The sequence below is a fragment of the Thermaerobacter nagasakiensis genome, assembly GCF_055396825.1.
In genome coordinates this window covers 145,669-160,841 of record NZ_AP043740.1, presented here as the reverse complement: position 1 = coordinate 160,841, position 15,173 = coordinate 145,669, and the positions used below count along the sequence as shown (strand labels likewise).

Here is a 15,173-nt window from a genome sequence, read left to right as displayed (position 1 = left end):
CCGGCCGGCCCTCCGGCGCTTCCTCTCCGCCCGCGCGGGTCACTGCCCGAACCAGCTGCGGACGGCGTCCACGGCCGCCAGGACCCAGTCCCACAGGCGGTTGAAGAAATCCCGGATGATCGGCGTGTCCTCGCCCAGGAAGCGGTTCACCTGCTCCCGCACCTGCTGGAGCTGCGCCGTCACCGCCTGCCAGTCGATGCCGGCGTCCCGCAGCTTTTCCACCAGGGTGGCCAGTTCTTCCCGGAGGGCGTCGCTGAGCTGGATGCCCAGCTGCTGTTCCAGCTCGCGAATCAGGGCCAGGATCTCCTCCCGGCTGGTGGGCGGGTGCTCGGCCATGCGCTCCTTGAGCAGGGTCAGGAACTGGCTGGCCTTCTCGGGGCTTCCGATCTCCTGGGCGATGCGCACCATGACGCCGATCTCCCGGGCGCCCAGGTCCTTGCGCCCGGCGTCCAGGTTCTCGCCGGCGGAGACCTCGTAGGCCTTGTAGATGCCCGCCAGGGCGGCCGTACCCGAGACGTCGAAGGGCGCCGCCACGTAGACCACGGCGTCCTTCACCCCGGCGGTGGCCAGGGCCTCGGCGTACATCTCCGGCGCAACCCAGGTGATGTGCTTCGTCTCCACCCGGATGCCGCTGCCCGGCGGGGCCGGTTCGACCCGCACCGACGAGATGGCGCGGCTGCCCAGCTGCTCCCGCGGCACGTAGTCGCCCACCAGGGCCACTTCCTCCTGGTGGGTCAGGATCAGGGGCTCCCCGTCCCAGTTGGCGGGGTCGAGGCCCAGGAGACGCAGGACCTCCTGGCGCTGGGCTTCCGTCAGGTCGGCCCCCAGGACGACCACGGCCTTCCCGGGGGCGGGCGCCTCCTGCGGGCTGGCCTCCGGTGAGCCCGCAGCGCCGGCGGGCGCACCGGCACCCGCTGGCGCGGCCGAACCGCCCGCGCCGGTGGACGGGCCTGCGGCCGAGGACGCCGCGGCCAGGGCGGGCGCCAGCGTCATCAGGACGAAGGAGGCGACCAGGGTCAGCACCAGGGCGACCCATACCCAGCGCAGCTGCTGTTTCCGCCTGCCGGTTCCCATGGTCATCACCTCGCCGTTGCTTGCTGCGCCGCCTGCCGTGGCCCGGCCGGCCGCCGCCCCGCCAGGGACGGCCCGGCCGGCGTCGCTCCCGCGGGGTGATCCGGTCCCGCGTCGCTCCCGCTCGGGGCGATCCGGCCCGCGTGCCCCCGCCTGGCGTGACCTGCTGCGCCAGGCTCGGCAGGGCGCCGTCAGGCCAGCAGGCCGCCCGTGCCGGGACCTGCTCAGCGCCGGGGCCATCCCGCCAGGCGCAAGCCGATGCCCACGGCGGCGGCCGCCAGGATCACCACCAGCAGCACGTGCTGGTAGACCCGGACCCACTCCTGGACCAGGGGCCAAGCCGCACCCAGGGCCGCCCCTGCCGCGGCCAGGGCGGTGTTCCACACCAGCGTGCCCAGGACGGTGTAGACCACGAAGACCGCCGCCGGCATCTCGGCGATCCCGGCCGGAATGGAGATCAGGCTGCGCACGATGGGCACCACGCGCCCCGCCAGCACCGCCCAGGGCCCGTGGCGGGAAAACCACGCCTCCGCCTTTTCAACCTGTTCGACGTGCACGCCCAGGTAGTGGCCGTAGCGCCGGGTCAGGGCCTCCAGGCGCCGGCGTCCCAGGACGCGGCCCAGCCCGTACAGGACCAGGGCCCCCAGCACCGAGCCCGCCGTCGAGGCGGCGATGACGCCCGGCAGGGTGAGGACGCCCAGGCTGGTGAGGAACCCGGCAAAGGGGATCACCACTTCCGACGGAATCGGCGGGAACAGGTTCTCTAGGGCCACCACGGCCACCAGGCCAAGGTAGCCCCAGCGCTCCACCACCTGGGTCAGCCAGTCCACGGCCTGCCCTCCTTGCTCAGGGCTGCGCGGCCCCCGGAGGTGGGGCACCGCCTTGTCCACGGGCTGGTTCATCCTACGCGGCCTGTCCCCGATTCTTGCCTGGTTCTTTCCCCGGTTCCTGCCGGGTTCGGCCGCGGGGTTGGGCCGCCCGACCGGGCTGCCGGGCAGGCCGGCCTTGGGCCGGCTGCCGGGTAGGGCGGCCGCCGCCGCGACCCGTGGCGCCCTGTCCATTATTGCGGAGGAACGCCCCCCGGCCAAGCGGGCAGCGGGGGAGCCCTGCACCGCGCCGTTCCCCTGGTCGCGCCGCAGGGGGCCGGTCCGGGAAGCGGTCCCGGGCCGTCTGCGGGAAGGACCGCATCCCGATGCATCCGGTCGTGCTACAACTGCACCGGGCTTCCGGCCCTGCCACCTCCGGTCCACCTTCCGGGCGCCCCCGGGCTCTGCGCTGTGCCTCCGCTGCCTGGGCCGGGCCGCCAGGGAAGGACCGGGCGGCCAGGGAAGGAGCGGAGGGCGGCGGAATATGGCACAATGGGCGCGGCGGGGCGGCCCGTGGGGTGGACGGCACGGGCCGCCGGGGCGCAGGGCGGCCCGCGTCAGGGCAAGAGCCGCAGGACGGGCGGCGGCCTCCGGGACCCGCTGGCGGTTCCGCTGGGCGTGACGTCTGCGCCCCAGACCCCGCTGCGGCCGTTACGGCCCGGGTTCCGCGGATCACGGCTTGCCCGAAGGACCCAGGAAGACAGGGCCACAGGACCGAGGGCCAGAGGAGGGACCGGCATGCCAGGGGGCTGGACCACGCTGCTCGTCACGGCCGCGGTGCTGGCGGCGCTGGTGCTGCTGGGCCGCTCGCTCTTGCGGGCGCGGCCACGGCTGGAGGCCATGCGCCGGCAGCGGGAATGGGAGGCGAACCGGCAGGCCGACCGGGAGGCGGCGCGGCGCGTCCTGTCCGTTCCGCCCGGGGAGTGGCCGCTGCTGGAGCGGCTCCCCGAAGGGGTACCCGACCGGCCGGCGTATTATGCCGCCCGCTGCACCCTCCTCCAGGAACGCCCCGGCGGGGGCTATGGCTCCCTGGCCCGGGGCTGGCTAGTGGTGGGGCGGGACAGCCTGTTCTTCCATCCCGACGAGGGGGCCCCGGACACATCGCCCGACGCCCCCGGCGCCTCCCACGGCGGCCCCGGGACCCTCACGGCAGGCCCCCTGGACATTCCCTACGCCGCCATCGAGCGGGTCGACTCCCCCTACGTCAACGTGCTGGAGGTCATCGAGCAGGATCCGGTGACGCGGGTGTGGGTCACCCATGCCTTCCGCCTGAACCGGCCCCTGGTGGTGGCCGCCTACCTTTCCCGGCTGGCGCACTTCGAGCTGATCCTGTCCTGACGGCGTGACGCCGGGGATGCCGGGGAGCCCGCGCAGGGTGCAGGTCCAGGTCCCGGGCTACGGCTTAGCGGTACAGCCGGGGCTTAGGGGTGCTGCGCCCGGCTGGGTGCAGGTCCTGAAGCCGCTTCCTCCCGGGACCTGCCGGAATCGCTGCCCTGGGCTGGTCCAGGCCCGGCCCGGCCCACCTGCGCCCCTCAGCGGTACAGCTGCACCACGGCGGTGCCCGGGTAGTAGTGGGCCAGGATCTCCCGGTAGCCCCGCCCCTGCCGGGCCATGGCCTGGGCGCCCCACTGGTCCAGGCCCACGCCATGACCCCAGCCCCGGCCGCGGAAGATCCACACCCCGCCTTCCAGCGGCTCGATCTCGATCAAGTAGGTGGACTTGAGCCGGTTGGGCCCGATCTGGCGCCGCAGGGTGGCGGCGTGGACCAGGCGCGGCCCGATGCGCACCAGCACCGCCCGCCCCGAGGGCCCGCGGCGGGCGATGGAGACCTGCTGGACCAGGGAGGGGGCCACCCCGGCGACCCCTGCCAGCTCGCCGGCCGTCAAGGCCACCGACCAGCGTCGGATGAAATCGGGCGCCGCCCGCTCGCAGGGCGAGGGGACGGGGCGCAGGTAGGGCGCCTGCCGGTCATCCCCGGGGAAGGACTCCCTCAGCCCGGCGGTGCGGTCACCGGCACAGGCGCTGAACAGGGCCACGATGGGTTTGCCATCGTAAACCACGATCTCCCCCCGGGTGGCCTGGACGGCCGCGGCCACCGGCGGCGGGACCACCGGGTTGAAGGCCTGCGCTTCGGCGGGGTCGGTGGAGGTGTCGGTGCCGTACAGCCGGCGAGGCGTCGACTGCTCGCCCGCCAGCAGCAGGGACACGGTGTAGGTCCGGGCGGCCACCGCCTGGGCCCGCAGGGCGTCGGCATCCCAGGAGGGGACGGCCTCGCCGGCCACCACGTGGGCGACGTACTCTTCCATCGGCATCGCCCGGGGCCCGCCGGCGGCGTGATCGAACACGGTGATCTGGGGTTCCCGGGCGAACCGCCGGGCGATGGCGGCATCGACCCGTCCCGGGGCGGCAGCGCCGTCGCCGGTGCCAGGTCCTTCCCCGTCGTTGCCCGTGCCCGGGGCGCCGGGCCGGGCTCCGGACAGGGGCGGCTTGGCGGCAGGTCCTCCGGCCAGCGGCGCCGGACCGGCAGCCAGCAGGGCCTGCACCAGCACCAGGGCCACCAGGGCCCAGGCGGCGACAGGCGGCAACAGGTTCCTCCCACCGGGCCCGGGTGCCTTCCGCGGTCGGGCCCGGTGGTCTCCCGTCCCGGGTCCGGCGCCGCCCCCGGCGGCGCCAGGGCGGGCATGACCGGTCATCCCACATCCCCCGCCCATAACCTGGGGCGAAAGGGGGCCCGGCCATACCCTGCACCTGCCCCGGGTTCCGGCCGGTCCGCCCCTCGGCGGGGGGTGGCGGGGAGTCACGGATCGTCCACGGGCAGCCACGGACGGCGGCGCCGTACCGGGTGCTGCACGGGGACACCCGGACCCCGGGACCGCGGCGCCCGAGGCCGTGGCGCTACAGCCCGGCGGGAGCGCCGTACCCCAGCAGCGCGCCGCTCCCGGGTGGCGGCAAGAGGGTCGGGCGGGCGGGAGCCCCGTCCGGCCGGATGGAGAGGGCTTCGACCAGGGCGTCGGCCACCCAGCGGGCCGTGCGCAACGACTCGGCCAGGGTGTTTTCCGCGCCGCCGATCTCGACGATCAGCGATCCCGGGAGAAGATCCTGGTTGTAATGCCACGGTTTGAGGGCGATGCCCCGCACCAGCTGCGGGTGGATGCGCCGCAGGCGGCCGGCCAGCGCCTCGGCCAGGGCCAGGTTCTGGTGCCAGCCCGGGTGGCCGGCTCCCACCACCAGCAGGACGCCGGCGGCCGGCTGGCCGCCCACCTGGACCCGGGTACTGACGGCGTCGCGATGGATGTCCAGGGCGATGCGCAGGGTCGGGTGCCGCGCCAGCAGGTCTTGAAGGCCCGCTCGGGCGCGCTCGTAGGCGTCGTCGCGGCCGGCGGCGTCGTACACCGTGCCCGACCAGACGACGTCAAGGCCCCGCTCGGCCAGCCGGCGGGCCACCGCTTGCCCCAGGGCCCGGACCGAGCGCCGGGCGTCGCGGGTGAAGGCGTCGCGGTGGATGTCCCGGTCCGGGCGGCGGCCGGCCGGCAGGTCGGGCAGGAACCCTTCCGTCGCGTGGGTGTGGTAGACCAGAACCAGCGGCCGCTCGCCCCACTGCAGGATTTCCGGCAGCGACCGGGCGCGCCACCAGAGGGAAGCGCCCACCACCACGGCCACCGCCAGCAGGATCCACAGGACGACCCGGCCTCCCGGCCCCGCCAGGAGCCCGGCCGGCAGGGGCCCCCGCAACCCGCGGCCTGGGCCGGTGGACGAACCTGCCATGTGCCGCACCCCCACCGGCGGCCCAATGACCCGCATGCCGCCTGCCCCTTACCTCTATTCCAGGACCCTGCCGGCCATGTCAGAGCCCGTCCCGCAGACCGCCGCGGGCTGCGACGTATGGTCTCAGCGGCGGTTACGGTCAGATTACAGCCGCTCATCAGAGCCAAACTAAGGCACCGGAGGTGGGAACCGATGCACCCTGCGGAACCCGCCGGCCGCCCGGCGGGCTGGACGGACGACGAAGCAAGCGGCGCGCCAGGTCATGCTGCGCCGTCGCCAGAACCCGGCGGTGCCGGCGCGCCCGCCCCGGAGCCCCTTGAGGCGGCCGCCGGCCCGGCCGGTACCCTGGAGGGGGCCATCCGGGCGCCCCAAGCCCCGGCCGCGGCCGCCGGTCCTGAGGATGCGGCCCTGGCGGGAGGCCACCCCGCTGCAGGCGTCCCGGCCGGCAGCCCGCAGGGGGAGGAGCTTGAGGCAGCTGCTGCCCTCCCGGCGGAACCGGCGGCCGCGACCTCGCCCTGGGCCGGCATCGAGCTGCCGCCCACCGCCACCTCCCGGCGCCGGCGCAAGCGGGGGCACCGGGGCGGGGTGGGGCGGCGGGGCGGCCGGCGCGTGGCCCAGCCCAACCCGGAGGACGACCCCCTTTACCCGTTCAAGGTCCAGGCGGCGCAGGAACTGGGCTTGTGGCCCAAGGTGGAGGCCGAGGGCTGGGGGGCCCTGACGTCCCTGGAGAGCGGCCGCATCGGCGGCTACATGCAGCGCCTGCTGAAGGAGGCCGTCGAGGAGGGCCGCCTCTCCGCGGAAGAGATGCAGCGCCTGCTGCAGCAGCGCAGGATTCGACCGGCCTCCACGGAAACCTAACGGAAATCCGGAGGACCCTGCCCAACGCCCGCGAACCCTTCCGGCGTCCATGCCGGATGGGGCCTGGGGTCAGGACGGCGCCAGGTCCCGTGGCGGCGGGGGAGGGAGACGAGGAGGCGGCGGCCCATGCGCCTCACCATCCTGGGCCGGGACGGTCCGTACCCGGGCCCCGGAGGTGCCTGCGCCGGTTATCTGCTCGAGGGCCCGGGAGGGCCCGTCTTGCTGGATTGCGGCCCCGGGGTGGTGGCCCGCCTGCGCCAGCGGGTCGACCCGGCCGAGCTGGCGGCGGTGTTCTACTCCCACTACCACCCCGATCACAGCAGCGACCACTTTGTCTTGCGGTACGTGCTGGACATCGCCCGCTACCTGGGCCGGCCGCGGTCGCAGCCCATGCCGCTGTACGGGCCCGCCCGGCCGCCGGAGCTGGCGGGACGCATGCCGTACAAGGACGTGTTTGCACCGCATTTCCTCGAATCCGGGGACCGGATCACGGTGGCGGGCTGGACGGTGGCGGTGCGGGCCACCGACCACCCCCTGCCCTGCCTGGCCTCCGCCTGGAGCGCCGGGGGGCGGCGTCTGGTGTACTCGGGAGACACGGGGCCGGAGGCCGCTGCCCAGCTGGTCGAACTGGCCCGGGGCGCGGACGTCCTGCTGATCGAAGCCAGCCTGCTGGCGCGGCGGGGCGACCGGGCGCCGGGCCACCTGACCGCCCGCCAGGCGGCGGAAATCGGGCAGGCGGCCGGGGTGAAGCGCCTTCTTCTCACCCACCTCCTGCCCGAGTACGATCCGGACGAGGTCCTGGGGGAGGCCCGGGAGGTATTCCCCACCGCCCAGCTGGCAGAGCCCGGGGCGGTGTTCGACCTCTAAGTCAGGGAGAGGATGAGCCGCGATGCACCTGTCGGCCCGAGCTCGGGGCATCCAGCCCTCGGTGACCATCACCATCGACGCCCGCGCCAAGGAACTCAAGGCGGCGGGGGAGCAGGTGATCAACCTCAGCGCCGGCGAGCCCGACTTCCCCACCCCGCGCCACGTGCGGGAAGCGGCCAAGGCCGCCATCGACGCGGGTTTTACGCGCTACACCCCGGCCGCCGGCATCGCCGAGCTGCGGCGGGCCATTGCCCAAAAGCACCGCCGGGACAACGGCCTGGAGTATGCCGAGGACGAGATCGTCGTCTCGGCCGGCGGGAAGCACGCCCTGTTCAACGCCTTCATGGCCATCTGCGATTCCGGGGACCAGGTGATCATCCCCGCGCCCTACTGGGTCTCCTACCCGGAGATGGTGCGGCTGGCCGGCGGCGAGCCGGTGATCGTGGAGACCGGCCCCGAGACCGGTTTCAAGCTCACGCCCGAGGCCTTGCGGCGGGCGCTGACCCCGCGCAGCCGGGCCCTCATCCTCAACAGCCCCAGCAACCCCACGGGCGCGGTCTACACCCGCCAGGAACTGGACGAGCTGGCCGCCGTGGCGGCGGAGGCGGGGCTGTGGATGGTGACGGACGAGCTCTACGAGCATCTCATCTACGAGGGGGAGCACGTGTCCGTCGCGGCCCTGCGCCCCGAATACCGGGAGCGGGTGATCCTGATCAACGGCGTCTCCAAGGCGTACGCCATGACGGGCTGGCGCATCGGCTGGGCGGCGGCCCCGCGGCCCGTGGCCCGGGCCATGGCGGCCATCCAGTCCCAGGCCACCTCGTCGGTCAACTCCATCGCCCAGAAGGCGGCGGTGGCCGCGCTGACGGGCCCCCAGGACGACGTGGCCGCCATGCGGGACGAGTACCGGCAGCGCCGGGACCTGCTGGTGGAGGGGCTGTCCCGGCTGCCGGGGGTCGAGGTGCTCCGGCCGGCGGGGGCCTTCTACGTCTACCCGTCGGTCCGGGGCCTGCTGGGCCGCGAGATCGGGGGCCGGCGGGCCGGCGACGACGTGGCCCTGGCGGAGGTCCTGCTGGAGGCGGCACGCATCGCCGTGGTGCCGGGCACGGCTTTCGGCACGCCGGGCTACCTCCGGCTCTCCTACGCCACCTCCCGGTCCGACCTGGAAGAGGCCCTGCGGCGCCTGGAGCGCCTGCTGGAGGGAGCCTGAATGCCGGCGGAAGGGCACGCGGGCCCGCCACCGGCGGCAAGGGAGGCACCGCTCCCGCCAGGGAGCATGGCGCGGGGGCCCGAGGGGAGGGCGGCAGGGCGGCCGGGGCACGGTGCCGCCGGGCTTTCGGTGGGGCACCCGGGCCGGGGGCCTGGAGAGCCCGCGGCCCGGTCCCCGGGGGAGCGAGGGGTGCGGCGTCCGGGAGCCACGCCGCCCCTGGCCGGCCCGGTGGCCGTGGTGGGGCTTGGCCGCAGCAACCGGGCCCTGGTCCGGTACCTGCTGGACCGGGGGATCCCCGTCGTAGGCTGCGACCGGGTGCCGCCGGAGCAGGCGGACCCGGAGATCCACCAGCTGGCCCGGGCCGGGGTCGAACTGCACCTGGGGCCCGGCTACCTGCGCGTCCTCCAGGAGCGGCCCTTCGGCACCGTGTTCCTCACCCCGGGGATGAAGAAGGACCTGCCCGAGATCGCCGCCGCCCGGGCCGCGGGGGCTGCCGTCCGCGGCGAGATCGACCTGTTCCTGGAACGGTGCCGGGGCAGGGTCCTAGGGGTCACCGGCAGCGCCGGCAAGACCACCACCACCTCCCTGCTGGCCGAGGGCCTGCGCCAGGCGGCGGCGCCCGGCGGCCCGCTGGCGGGCCGCCCCGTGTTCGTCGGCGGCAACATCGGGCGCCCCCTGATCGAAGAGGTCGACCGCATCCCGCCCGAGGCCCTGGTGGTGCTGGAGCTCTCCAGCTTCCAGCTGGAGCTCTGCCACCGGGCGCCCGACGTGGCCGTGTACCTCAACCTGCGGCCCAACCACCTGGACATCCACGGCACCATGGAGGCCTATGCCGCGGCCAAGGCCCGCATCGTGGAGCTCCAGGAACCGGACGGCTGGGCGGTGCTCAACGCGGACGAACCGGCCCCGGCCGGGCTCGCCGGCCGGGCGCCCGGCCGCGTGGCGGCCTTCGCCGCCTCGGCCCGGGCGGCGCGGGAGCTGGCGGAGCGGGAAGCCGCCCGGCGGGGCGGGCCGGTCCGGGCGGCCTACCTGGCGGGCGACCGGCTGGTGGTGTGGGACGGACAAGGGGAGCGGCCCCTGCTGGAGGCGGGCGCCATGCACCTGCGGGGCGCCCACAACCGCCTCAACGCCCTGGCGGCCATCCTGGCCGGGTGGGTGGCCGGCGCCGATCCCGCCGGGATGGCTCAGGCCGCCGCCGCGTTCCGCGGGGTCGAGCACCGGCTGGAGCCGGTGCGCGAGCTGGACGGGGTGTGGTATTACAACGACTCCATCGCCACCGCCCCCGACCGGACCCTGGCGGCCCTTGAGGCCTTCACCGAACCCGTGGTGCTGATCGCCGGGGGGTACGACAAGGGCATCCCCTTCGATCCCCTGGGGCCGGCCCTCTGCCGGCGGGCCCGGGCGGTGGTGCTGCTGGGCAGGACGGCGGAAGCGATCCAGCGGGTGATCGAGGAGGCGGCCCGCCGGGAAGGCCGGGCGCCGCTGATCCGGCGGGTGGCTTCGCTGGAGGAGGCGGTGGCGGAGGCCCGGCGCCTGGCCCGGCCGGGCGATGTGGTGCTGCTGTCCCCGGCCTGTGCCAGCTACGACATGTTCCGGGACTTTGCCGAGCGGGGCCGGCGGTTCAAGGAGCTGGTGATGGCCCTGTCCTGATCCGGGGGCCCGGCCCCGGGAGCCCGGCCTCGGGGGCCGGGGCCGGACCCTGCCTTCTCCTGGTAGGGTGGCCGGCCGGGGTGGGCACCACCGGCGCGCCACCGCACGGCGGGCCTCCCTTGCCACCGGGCTCTGCCTTGCGGCTTTGCGGGGGCCTGAGAGGCCGGGGCGGGGGCTCAGGAGCCGGTGGTCGACCTGGGTCTATCGCTGGTTTCGCTGGTAACTTGCCCTTCAGGGCCCGTCCCGGCTTCCCGCACCGGGGGCGGCGGGGACCGGTTCGACCCGCAGGCGCAGCAGGGAGCGGGGCCCCAGGACCACGCTCTCCACGGTGATCCGGTAAAGGGTGTCGTCCACCTGCAGGCGGCGCCGGTCGAACAGGTCCCGCACCACCGCTGGGCTGAGGTGGTAGACGTCCTCGCCCACCAGCCGCTGGGCCAGCGGTTCCAGCTCGCGACGCAGGACCACTTCGGTGGCCGGTGGCAGCCGTTGGCCCCGGCCGTCCACCAGCTCGAGCCGGGTCTCGTAGACGGCAACGGACGCCGGCGGCTCTTCCCGCAGGCGGGCCAGCTCGTTCTCCGTCTCGGCCAGCTCCCGCAAGAGGTCGGTGGCCAGCAGGGTCAGGGTGTCGACCCGGCGGGCCGCCAGGGGCAGGGTGAGACCGGCGCCCAGGAAGGCGCCGACGGCCAGGGCGGCCAGCAGCCTCAGGCGGGGCGACGGGGTCACTGCGGTCCCACCTCCGGGCGGTGCTGGTTTGTCACGGCCCCGGCCGGGCCGTTTTGGCCAGGGGGTCTCCTGCCGCAGAACCCGGGGTTTCGCCGTTCGACCCGCCTCCGGTGCACCCGCCGGCTTCAGCCGGACCCAGCCGGCCGCGGGGCCGGGGTCTTCAAGCCCTGGGGCCGAGGTGTCATGGCCCGGGGCGGGGGGGTCAGGGCCCGGGGGGCGAGCCGGCCAGGTAACGCAGGGCCACGTAGGCCAGGTGGGCCCCGGTGAAGGCGCTCAGGATCAGGAGCAGCTGGGTCGCGGCCACGCCGAAGGACCGCCCCAGGATGCCCGACTCCAAGTTTTGCAGCGCCGTCAGCGTGCCGCCCAAGGCGGCAAAGGTGCCCCAGAGCTTGAGCCGGCTGGCCAGGTCGGGCAGGGAGCCCACGGGCAGGCTGCTGGGCGCATCCAGGGGCACCTGGACGAACAGTAGGCGGGCCAGCCCGCCCGCCAGGGACCCGCCGACCACGATCCCCGCGGCGATGCACGCCACGTAGATCAGATGTCCGAGGGACAGGCGCGCCATGGTGGGATCCCTCCACCCCAGCCTATGTCCGGGGGCGCCGGACCAGAAGCTCGGCGTGACCGCCCCAGCGGGCGCCCCCCTTCCGGCCGGTGACTGCCTAAAGTTTCGGTAGGTGCAGGTGGGGGAAAGGCGAGACTTTCGGGCGCTAACGGCCCAACAATGACAAAGCTACAGGCGCGGAAGGGTCATCGTTACCCTTCGGGATGCTATAGTGCCTACTGCGTGTATGCGGACGATACAGTTGAGGTTGCAGGAGCGCTGGAGGGGAGGGTGGGCCGGTCCCTGGCCGACGCTCTTGAGCGGGCCGCCGGCGAATACGCCGAAGTCTGGCGCGAGAGCCAGCCTCGGTCGCACCCAGATGCGGCGTGGCGGGAAGCGGCGCCGGCGAGGGACGCGTCGTGACGGAGCGGTGGCTACTCGATACCAACCTCATCATCGATCTGCTTGCGCCCGATCAGGCGCCGAGCGACGCGGTGCGGGATCGGGTACGGGCGCTCTTTGAGCGAGCAGCCCGGGGCGCGGTGACCCTGGTCGTGACGCCGCTCGTGGTGTTTGAGACCTTGCTCGTGCTTTCCGGGTTCGACCTGAACGCCCGCGAAGGGCCGGCCTTGTCGAGCGGGTGCTCGCCTTGCCCGGGGTGGAGTGTGAGGACGAGGAATACGTTCTGTATGCCCTGAGCCGGTATTCGACGAAGCTCGACTTCGTGGACGGCTACCTTGCCTCGCGGTCCCAGACCGAGCCTTTCCGGGTCGCCACCCACCACCTCCTGGCGGTGGGCAACCCGCAGCTTGCCCCGCTCAGCCAGCGTCTTCATCCAGGCTGCCGACCGCAGTTCGGAGAACGTCACCTGCTCATCCAGCTCGAAGCCGCTCCGGATTGCCTCTCGGAGCTTCTCTGTCAACATCCCGGGCCTACCTCCCATGCCTCTGGATCACGCCCACCCTACTTACCGGCTTAGCGGATCTTCTCCACGGCCTCCCGTAGTCGCCGCTGGGCCACGTGGGCGTAGATCTGTGTCGTGGCCTGTGTCGTGGCCACCGTGGCATGACCGAGCAGGTCCTTGATGACCAGCAGGTCCACGCCCGCCTCCGCGAGTCGCGTCCCAAACGTGTGCCGGAGTTTGTGGGCGCTGGCCCGCCAGAGCCCGGCCCGGACCAGGTGGCGCTTGACGGCGACCTGGGCCGCATTCTTGGTCAAGGGCTGGCCGGTGAGCGTCCACCAGACCGGATCCTGCGGCGCCTTCGGCTTCTTCGGGCCGGGCCAGGTCGCACGGTAGCGCAGCAGGGCTTCCTTCGTCCGGCGGTGGAGGGGCAGGAGGCGTTCCTTGTCGCCTTTGCCGATCACCCGCAGGGTGTCCTCGTCAAAGTCCACGTCCCCGTATCGCAGCCCCACGGCCTCGCTGATCCGCAGCCCCTGACAGAGTAGCGTCGTCACCAGGGCGTGGTCCCGTTCCTTAAGCCGGGCATGGTGGGCTTTCTGCCGGGGCGTGAGGTCCTGATCGGAGAGGACGGTGCGCAGAAGCCGCTCGGCCTCGGTCTCGGCGAGATAGACCGGAAGCCGCTTGTGCCGCTCGCCGCGAACCGGCCGTTCCAGGCCCGCAAAGGGGTCGCGGGGGAGAACGCCTTCGGCGACCACCCACCGGAACCCGCCGCCCACCGTGCTCCAGCGCCGGTCCCGCGTGGAGGGCGCCAGCTCCCGATCGGCCAGATGCGCGAGCCAGCGGCGGGTGCCGTCCCGGTCGAAGCCGGCCAGGTCCGCGTCGGTCAGGTCCTCGGGATTCTTGCGGAGCCGGCCCGCGAGCCCGCGGCAGAAGTCGGCCAGGTCGCGGCGGTACTCCTCAAGGCTCGAAGTCCGCAGGCCCCGTTCGACCCGCTTCGTTTCGAGGTACTGCTCGGCTCGTTCGGGGAGTGGCGTCAAAGGACAAGAGCCTCCTTCAGTCCATCTCAGCGACCGCTCAAACCTTTGTGTCCGGCCTGGCGGCCCTGGCCGGCCGCTGCCGGCACGGACTTACGGACTTTCGAAGGCCTCTTCGGCCAGGGCACGCTCCATCGCATCCCGGGCCGACCGCATGTTGAACCCCTCGGCGTCGATCCGCGGGAAATCGAGAAGGGACTGCCGGGAGAGCACACGGACCTCAAAGTGCCCCGGGTCCCGCGCTTCGAGCAACAGGACATCGCCCGGCTTGACGCCCACCGCCTTGCGGAAGGCGGCCGGCAGCGTGAACTGCCCTCGGCCCTGGACCCGTACGACCGCCACGGCTCGTCGCAGGTTCACCCGTTTTCCCTCCCTGGACCGATTATCGCATCGGAGCCGGTGTGCCGACCATGGAGGCTGTAGCCCTTGCCGGCCGATTAAAATCGGACGAACACGCATAGACTCCGAACACAAAGAGAATCGTTTGAGTTCCTCCTGCGGAGGTGGTAGCATGGGGACGCGAGGTGATCGCGCCGTGGCCATCGTGAAGATTCTGCAGAGGGGGCAGATGACGCTGCCCAAGGCTATCCGTGAGCGCGTGGGGCTGGAGGAAGGGGACGACGTACTCGTGTACGTCAACGGCCAGGGGGAGATCGTGCTCTACCCGCTGCCGCGGCCGCGGAGCCTCAAGGAGCTGGGCAACGTGCTCAAGATCGACCGGCCCGTCAGCCCGGCGGAGGCGCGGCAAGCCATTCGCGAGCACCGGGCCCGCCGGTGGGCCGAAAAGGACGGCCTTGAAGCTGCGGGGACGCAGGGACTGGTGCAGGCGGCCGCAGGCAGGGAACCGGCCGCGGAGCGGGTGAGGGAATAGCCCGTGAGCACCTGGTTGCTCGACGCCAACGTCGTCGTGTATTGCCTGGCCCGTGAGCATATCCTGGCGAACCCGCAGGCCGCGCACCTTCACGAGCGGCTCGAGGCGCTCGACCGGGCCCTGGAGCGGGCCATTGCCGCCGGGCACCGGCTGCGGATCACGCCGGTGGTCGTGGCCGAGACGCTCTACGTCCTGGAAGGCGCGTACGGCTACAGCCCTGCCGAGGCGGTCGCGGCGCTCCTTCAGTTTGTCCGGGCCCCGGAGGTGGACGTGGAAGACGAAGAGGCCGTCCTGGCCGGACTCCGCCACCATGCGGCGGGGCAGCTCGACTTCGTGGACGGCTACCTGGCGGCCCGGACGGCCGACGAGGACGTTTTCCTGCTCACCAACGATCGCACCATCGCGAGGTTCACGGACGCCCGCGTGGTGCAGTGGTAGGCCCCGTCCCGAGGCGAGCCTGATGGCCGGGAATCGCAGCAAAGGAGGTGGGCTTGGGCATGGCCACGGGGCAGGTGATCGGCCCGGCACGGGTCCAAGCAGAAGGCCGCCTCCAAATCCCGGCGGCGCTCCTCGAAGCCCTGGGGATCCGGCCGGGTGATGGGTTGTTGTTTGAAGCAGTGGGACCGGATGAGGGACGGTTCTGGGTGATCCGGTCGCAACCGCTTGAGGGATTCTTCGACCGGCACCGGATCGACGAGCCCGTACCAGAACGCCTTTGGGAGACGGCTGTCGACGACATGGTGTGGGACGTCATGGGCCGGAACGTCGGCGGCGGCGACGCTGACTCCGCCGTCGATCGGGGCGAAAAGCCGTAGC

General features: G+C 73.4%; 17 protein-coding genes. 8 read left to right on the top strand and 9 right to left on the bottom strand.

The genetic code is table 11. The annotated features are described in order from the left end of the window. Positions 1-39 precede the first annotated feature (39 nt). Positions 40-1,074, bottom strand: coding sequence for a DUF1002 domain-containing protein (locus ACZ5T9_RS00685; RefSeq protein ID WP_464833429.1), 1,035 nt, complete (start codon positions 1,072-1,074; stop codon positions 40-42). 221 nt (positions 1,075-1,295) lie between these two features. Then, positions 1,296-1,901, bottom strand: coding sequence for a DedA family protein (locus ACZ5T9_RS00680; protein WP_006904493.1), 606 nt, complete (start codon positions 1,899-1,901; stop codon positions 1,296-1,298). A gap of 774 nt (positions 1,902-2,675) precedes the next feature. On the opposite strand from ACZ5T9_RS00680, the gene ACZ5T9_RS00675 reads away from it, so the two are divergent. After that, on the top strand, positions 2,676-3,275 hold the full coding sequence (locus ACZ5T9_RS00675) for a hypothetical protein (protein ID WP_116901146.1): 600 nt from the start codon (positions 2,676-2,678) through the stop codon (positions 3,273-3,275). Positions 3,276-3,469: 194 nt separating this feature from the next. On the opposite strand, the gene ACZ5T9_RS00670 is transcribed toward ACZ5T9_RS00675, so the two are convergent. Both ACZ5T9_RS00670 and spoIIP read right to left on the bottom strand, forming a co-directional pair. Next, positions 3,470-4,522, bottom strand: a complete 1,053-nt coding sequence (locus ACZ5T9_RS00670; RefSeq protein WP_006904491.1) for a SpoIID/LytB domain-containing protein — start codon at positions 4,520-4,522, stop codon at positions 3,470-3,472. Between the two features lie 310 nt (positions 4,523-4,832). Beyond that, positions 4,833-5,738 carry a stage II sporulation protein P gene (gene spoIIP / locus ACZ5T9_RS00665; RefSeq protein WP_006904490.1) on the bottom strand — a complete coding sequence of 302 codons (906 nt, stop codon included), beginning with the start codon at positions 5,736-5,738 and terminating at the stop codon, positions 4,833-4,835. Between the two features lie 156 nt (positions 5,739-5,894). On the opposite strand from spoIIP, the gene ACZ5T9_RS00660 reads away from it, so the two are divergent. The 4 genes from ACZ5T9_RS00660 to murD all read left to right on the top strand — a co-directional run bounded on the left by ACZ5T9_RS00660 (position 5,895) and on the right by murD (position 10,287). Beyond that, positions 5,895-6,560: a small, acid-soluble spore protein, alpha/beta type gene (locus ACZ5T9_RS00660; RefSeq protein WP_464833428.1), complete on the top strand. Its 666-nt coding sequence runs from the start codon at positions 5,895-5,897 to the stop codon at positions 6,558-6,560. A 126-nt stretch (positions 6,561-6,686) separates the two neighbouring features. Beyond that, positions 6,687-7,427: an MBL fold metallo-hydrolase gene (locus tag ACZ5T9_RS00655; RefSeq protein ID WP_464833427.1), complete on the top strand. Its 741-nt coding sequence runs from the start codon at positions 6,687-6,689 to the stop codon at positions 7,425-7,427. Between the two features lie 22 nt (positions 7,428-7,449). Next, positions 7,450-8,637 carry a pyridoxal phosphate-dependent aminotransferase gene (locus ACZ5T9_RS00650; RefSeq protein WP_464833426.1) on the top strand — a complete coding sequence of 396 codons (1,188 nt, stop codon included), beginning with the start codon at positions 7,450-7,452 and terminating at the stop codon, positions 8,635-8,637. A 189-nt stretch (positions 8,638-8,826) separates the two neighbouring features. Next, positions 8,827-10,287: a UDP-N-acetylmuramoyl-L-alanine--D-glutamate ligase gene (murD, locus tag ACZ5T9_RS00645; RefSeq protein ID WP_464833424.1), complete on the top strand. Its 1,461-nt coding sequence runs from the start codon at positions 8,827-8,829 to the stop codon at positions 10,285-10,287. Between the two features lie 231 nt (positions 10,288-10,518). Here murD and ACZ5T9_RS00640 read toward each other — a convergent pair whose 3' ends face one another. From ACZ5T9_RS00640 to ACZ5T9_RS00620, 5 genes are all read right to left on the bottom strand, one after another. Further along, positions 10,519-11,010, bottom strand: coding sequence for a hypothetical protein (locus ACZ5T9_RS00640; RefSeq protein WP_464833422.1), 492 nt, complete (start codon positions 11,008-11,010; stop codon positions 10,519-10,521). Between the two features lie 202 nt (positions 11,011-11,212). Then, a complete protein-coding gene (locus tag ACZ5T9_RS00635) occupies positions 11,213-11,572 on the bottom strand; it encodes a YtrH family sporulation protein (RefSeq protein ID WP_006904484.1) in 360 nt (119 codons plus the stop codon). Between the two features lie 454 nt (positions 11,573-12,026). Then, complete coding sequence (locus ACZ5T9_RS00630; protein WP_464833420.1) at positions 12,027-12,476, bottom strand: hypothetical protein; 450 nt, start codon at positions 12,474-12,476, stop codon at positions 12,027-12,029. Between the two features lie 50 nt (positions 12,477-12,526). Continuing rightward, the gene (locus tag ACZ5T9_RS00625) at positions 12,527-13,489 is read right to left on the bottom strand and encodes a tyrosine-type recombinase/integrase (RefSeq protein ID WP_464833418.1); all 963 of its coding nucleotides are present in this window, start codon (positions 13,487-13,489) and stop codon (positions 12,527-12,529) included. Between the two features lie 90 nt (positions 13,490-13,579). After that, the gene (locus ACZ5T9_RS00620) at positions 13,580-13,846 is read right to left on the bottom strand and encodes an AbrB/MazE/SpoVT family DNA-binding domain-containing protein (protein ID WP_006904482.1); all 267 of its coding nucleotides are present in this window, start codon (positions 13,844-13,846) and stop codon (positions 13,580-13,582) included. A gap of 151 nt (positions 13,847-13,997) precedes the next feature. Between ACZ5T9_RS00620 and ACZ5T9_RS00615 the strand changes: the two genes are divergently transcribed. Genes ACZ5T9_RS00615 through ACZ5T9_RS00605 form a run of 3 tightly spaced genes read left to right on the top strand, consistent with a single transcriptional unit; the run spans position 13,998 to position 15,172 of the window. Further along, the gene (locus tag ACZ5T9_RS00615; RefSeq protein ID WP_464833416.1) at positions 13,998-14,357 is read left to right on the top strand and encodes an AbrB/MazE/SpoVT family DNA-binding domain-containing protein; all 360 of its coding nucleotides are present in this window, start codon (positions 13,998-14,000) and stop codon (positions 14,355-14,357) included. A 3-nt stretch (positions 14,358-14,360) separates the two neighbouring features. Beyond that, entirely contained in the window at positions 14,361-14,795 is a 435-nt protein-coding gene (locus ACZ5T9_RS00610) for a PIN domain-containing protein (protein ID WP_464833414.1), read from the top strand. 59 nt (positions 14,796-14,854) lie between these two features. After that, entirely contained in the window at positions 14,855-15,172 is a 318-nt protein-coding gene (locus ACZ5T9_RS00605) for an AbrB/MazE/SpoVT family DNA-binding domain-containing protein (protein ID WP_464833412.1), read from the top strand. Position 15,173 lies beyond the last annotated feature (1 nt).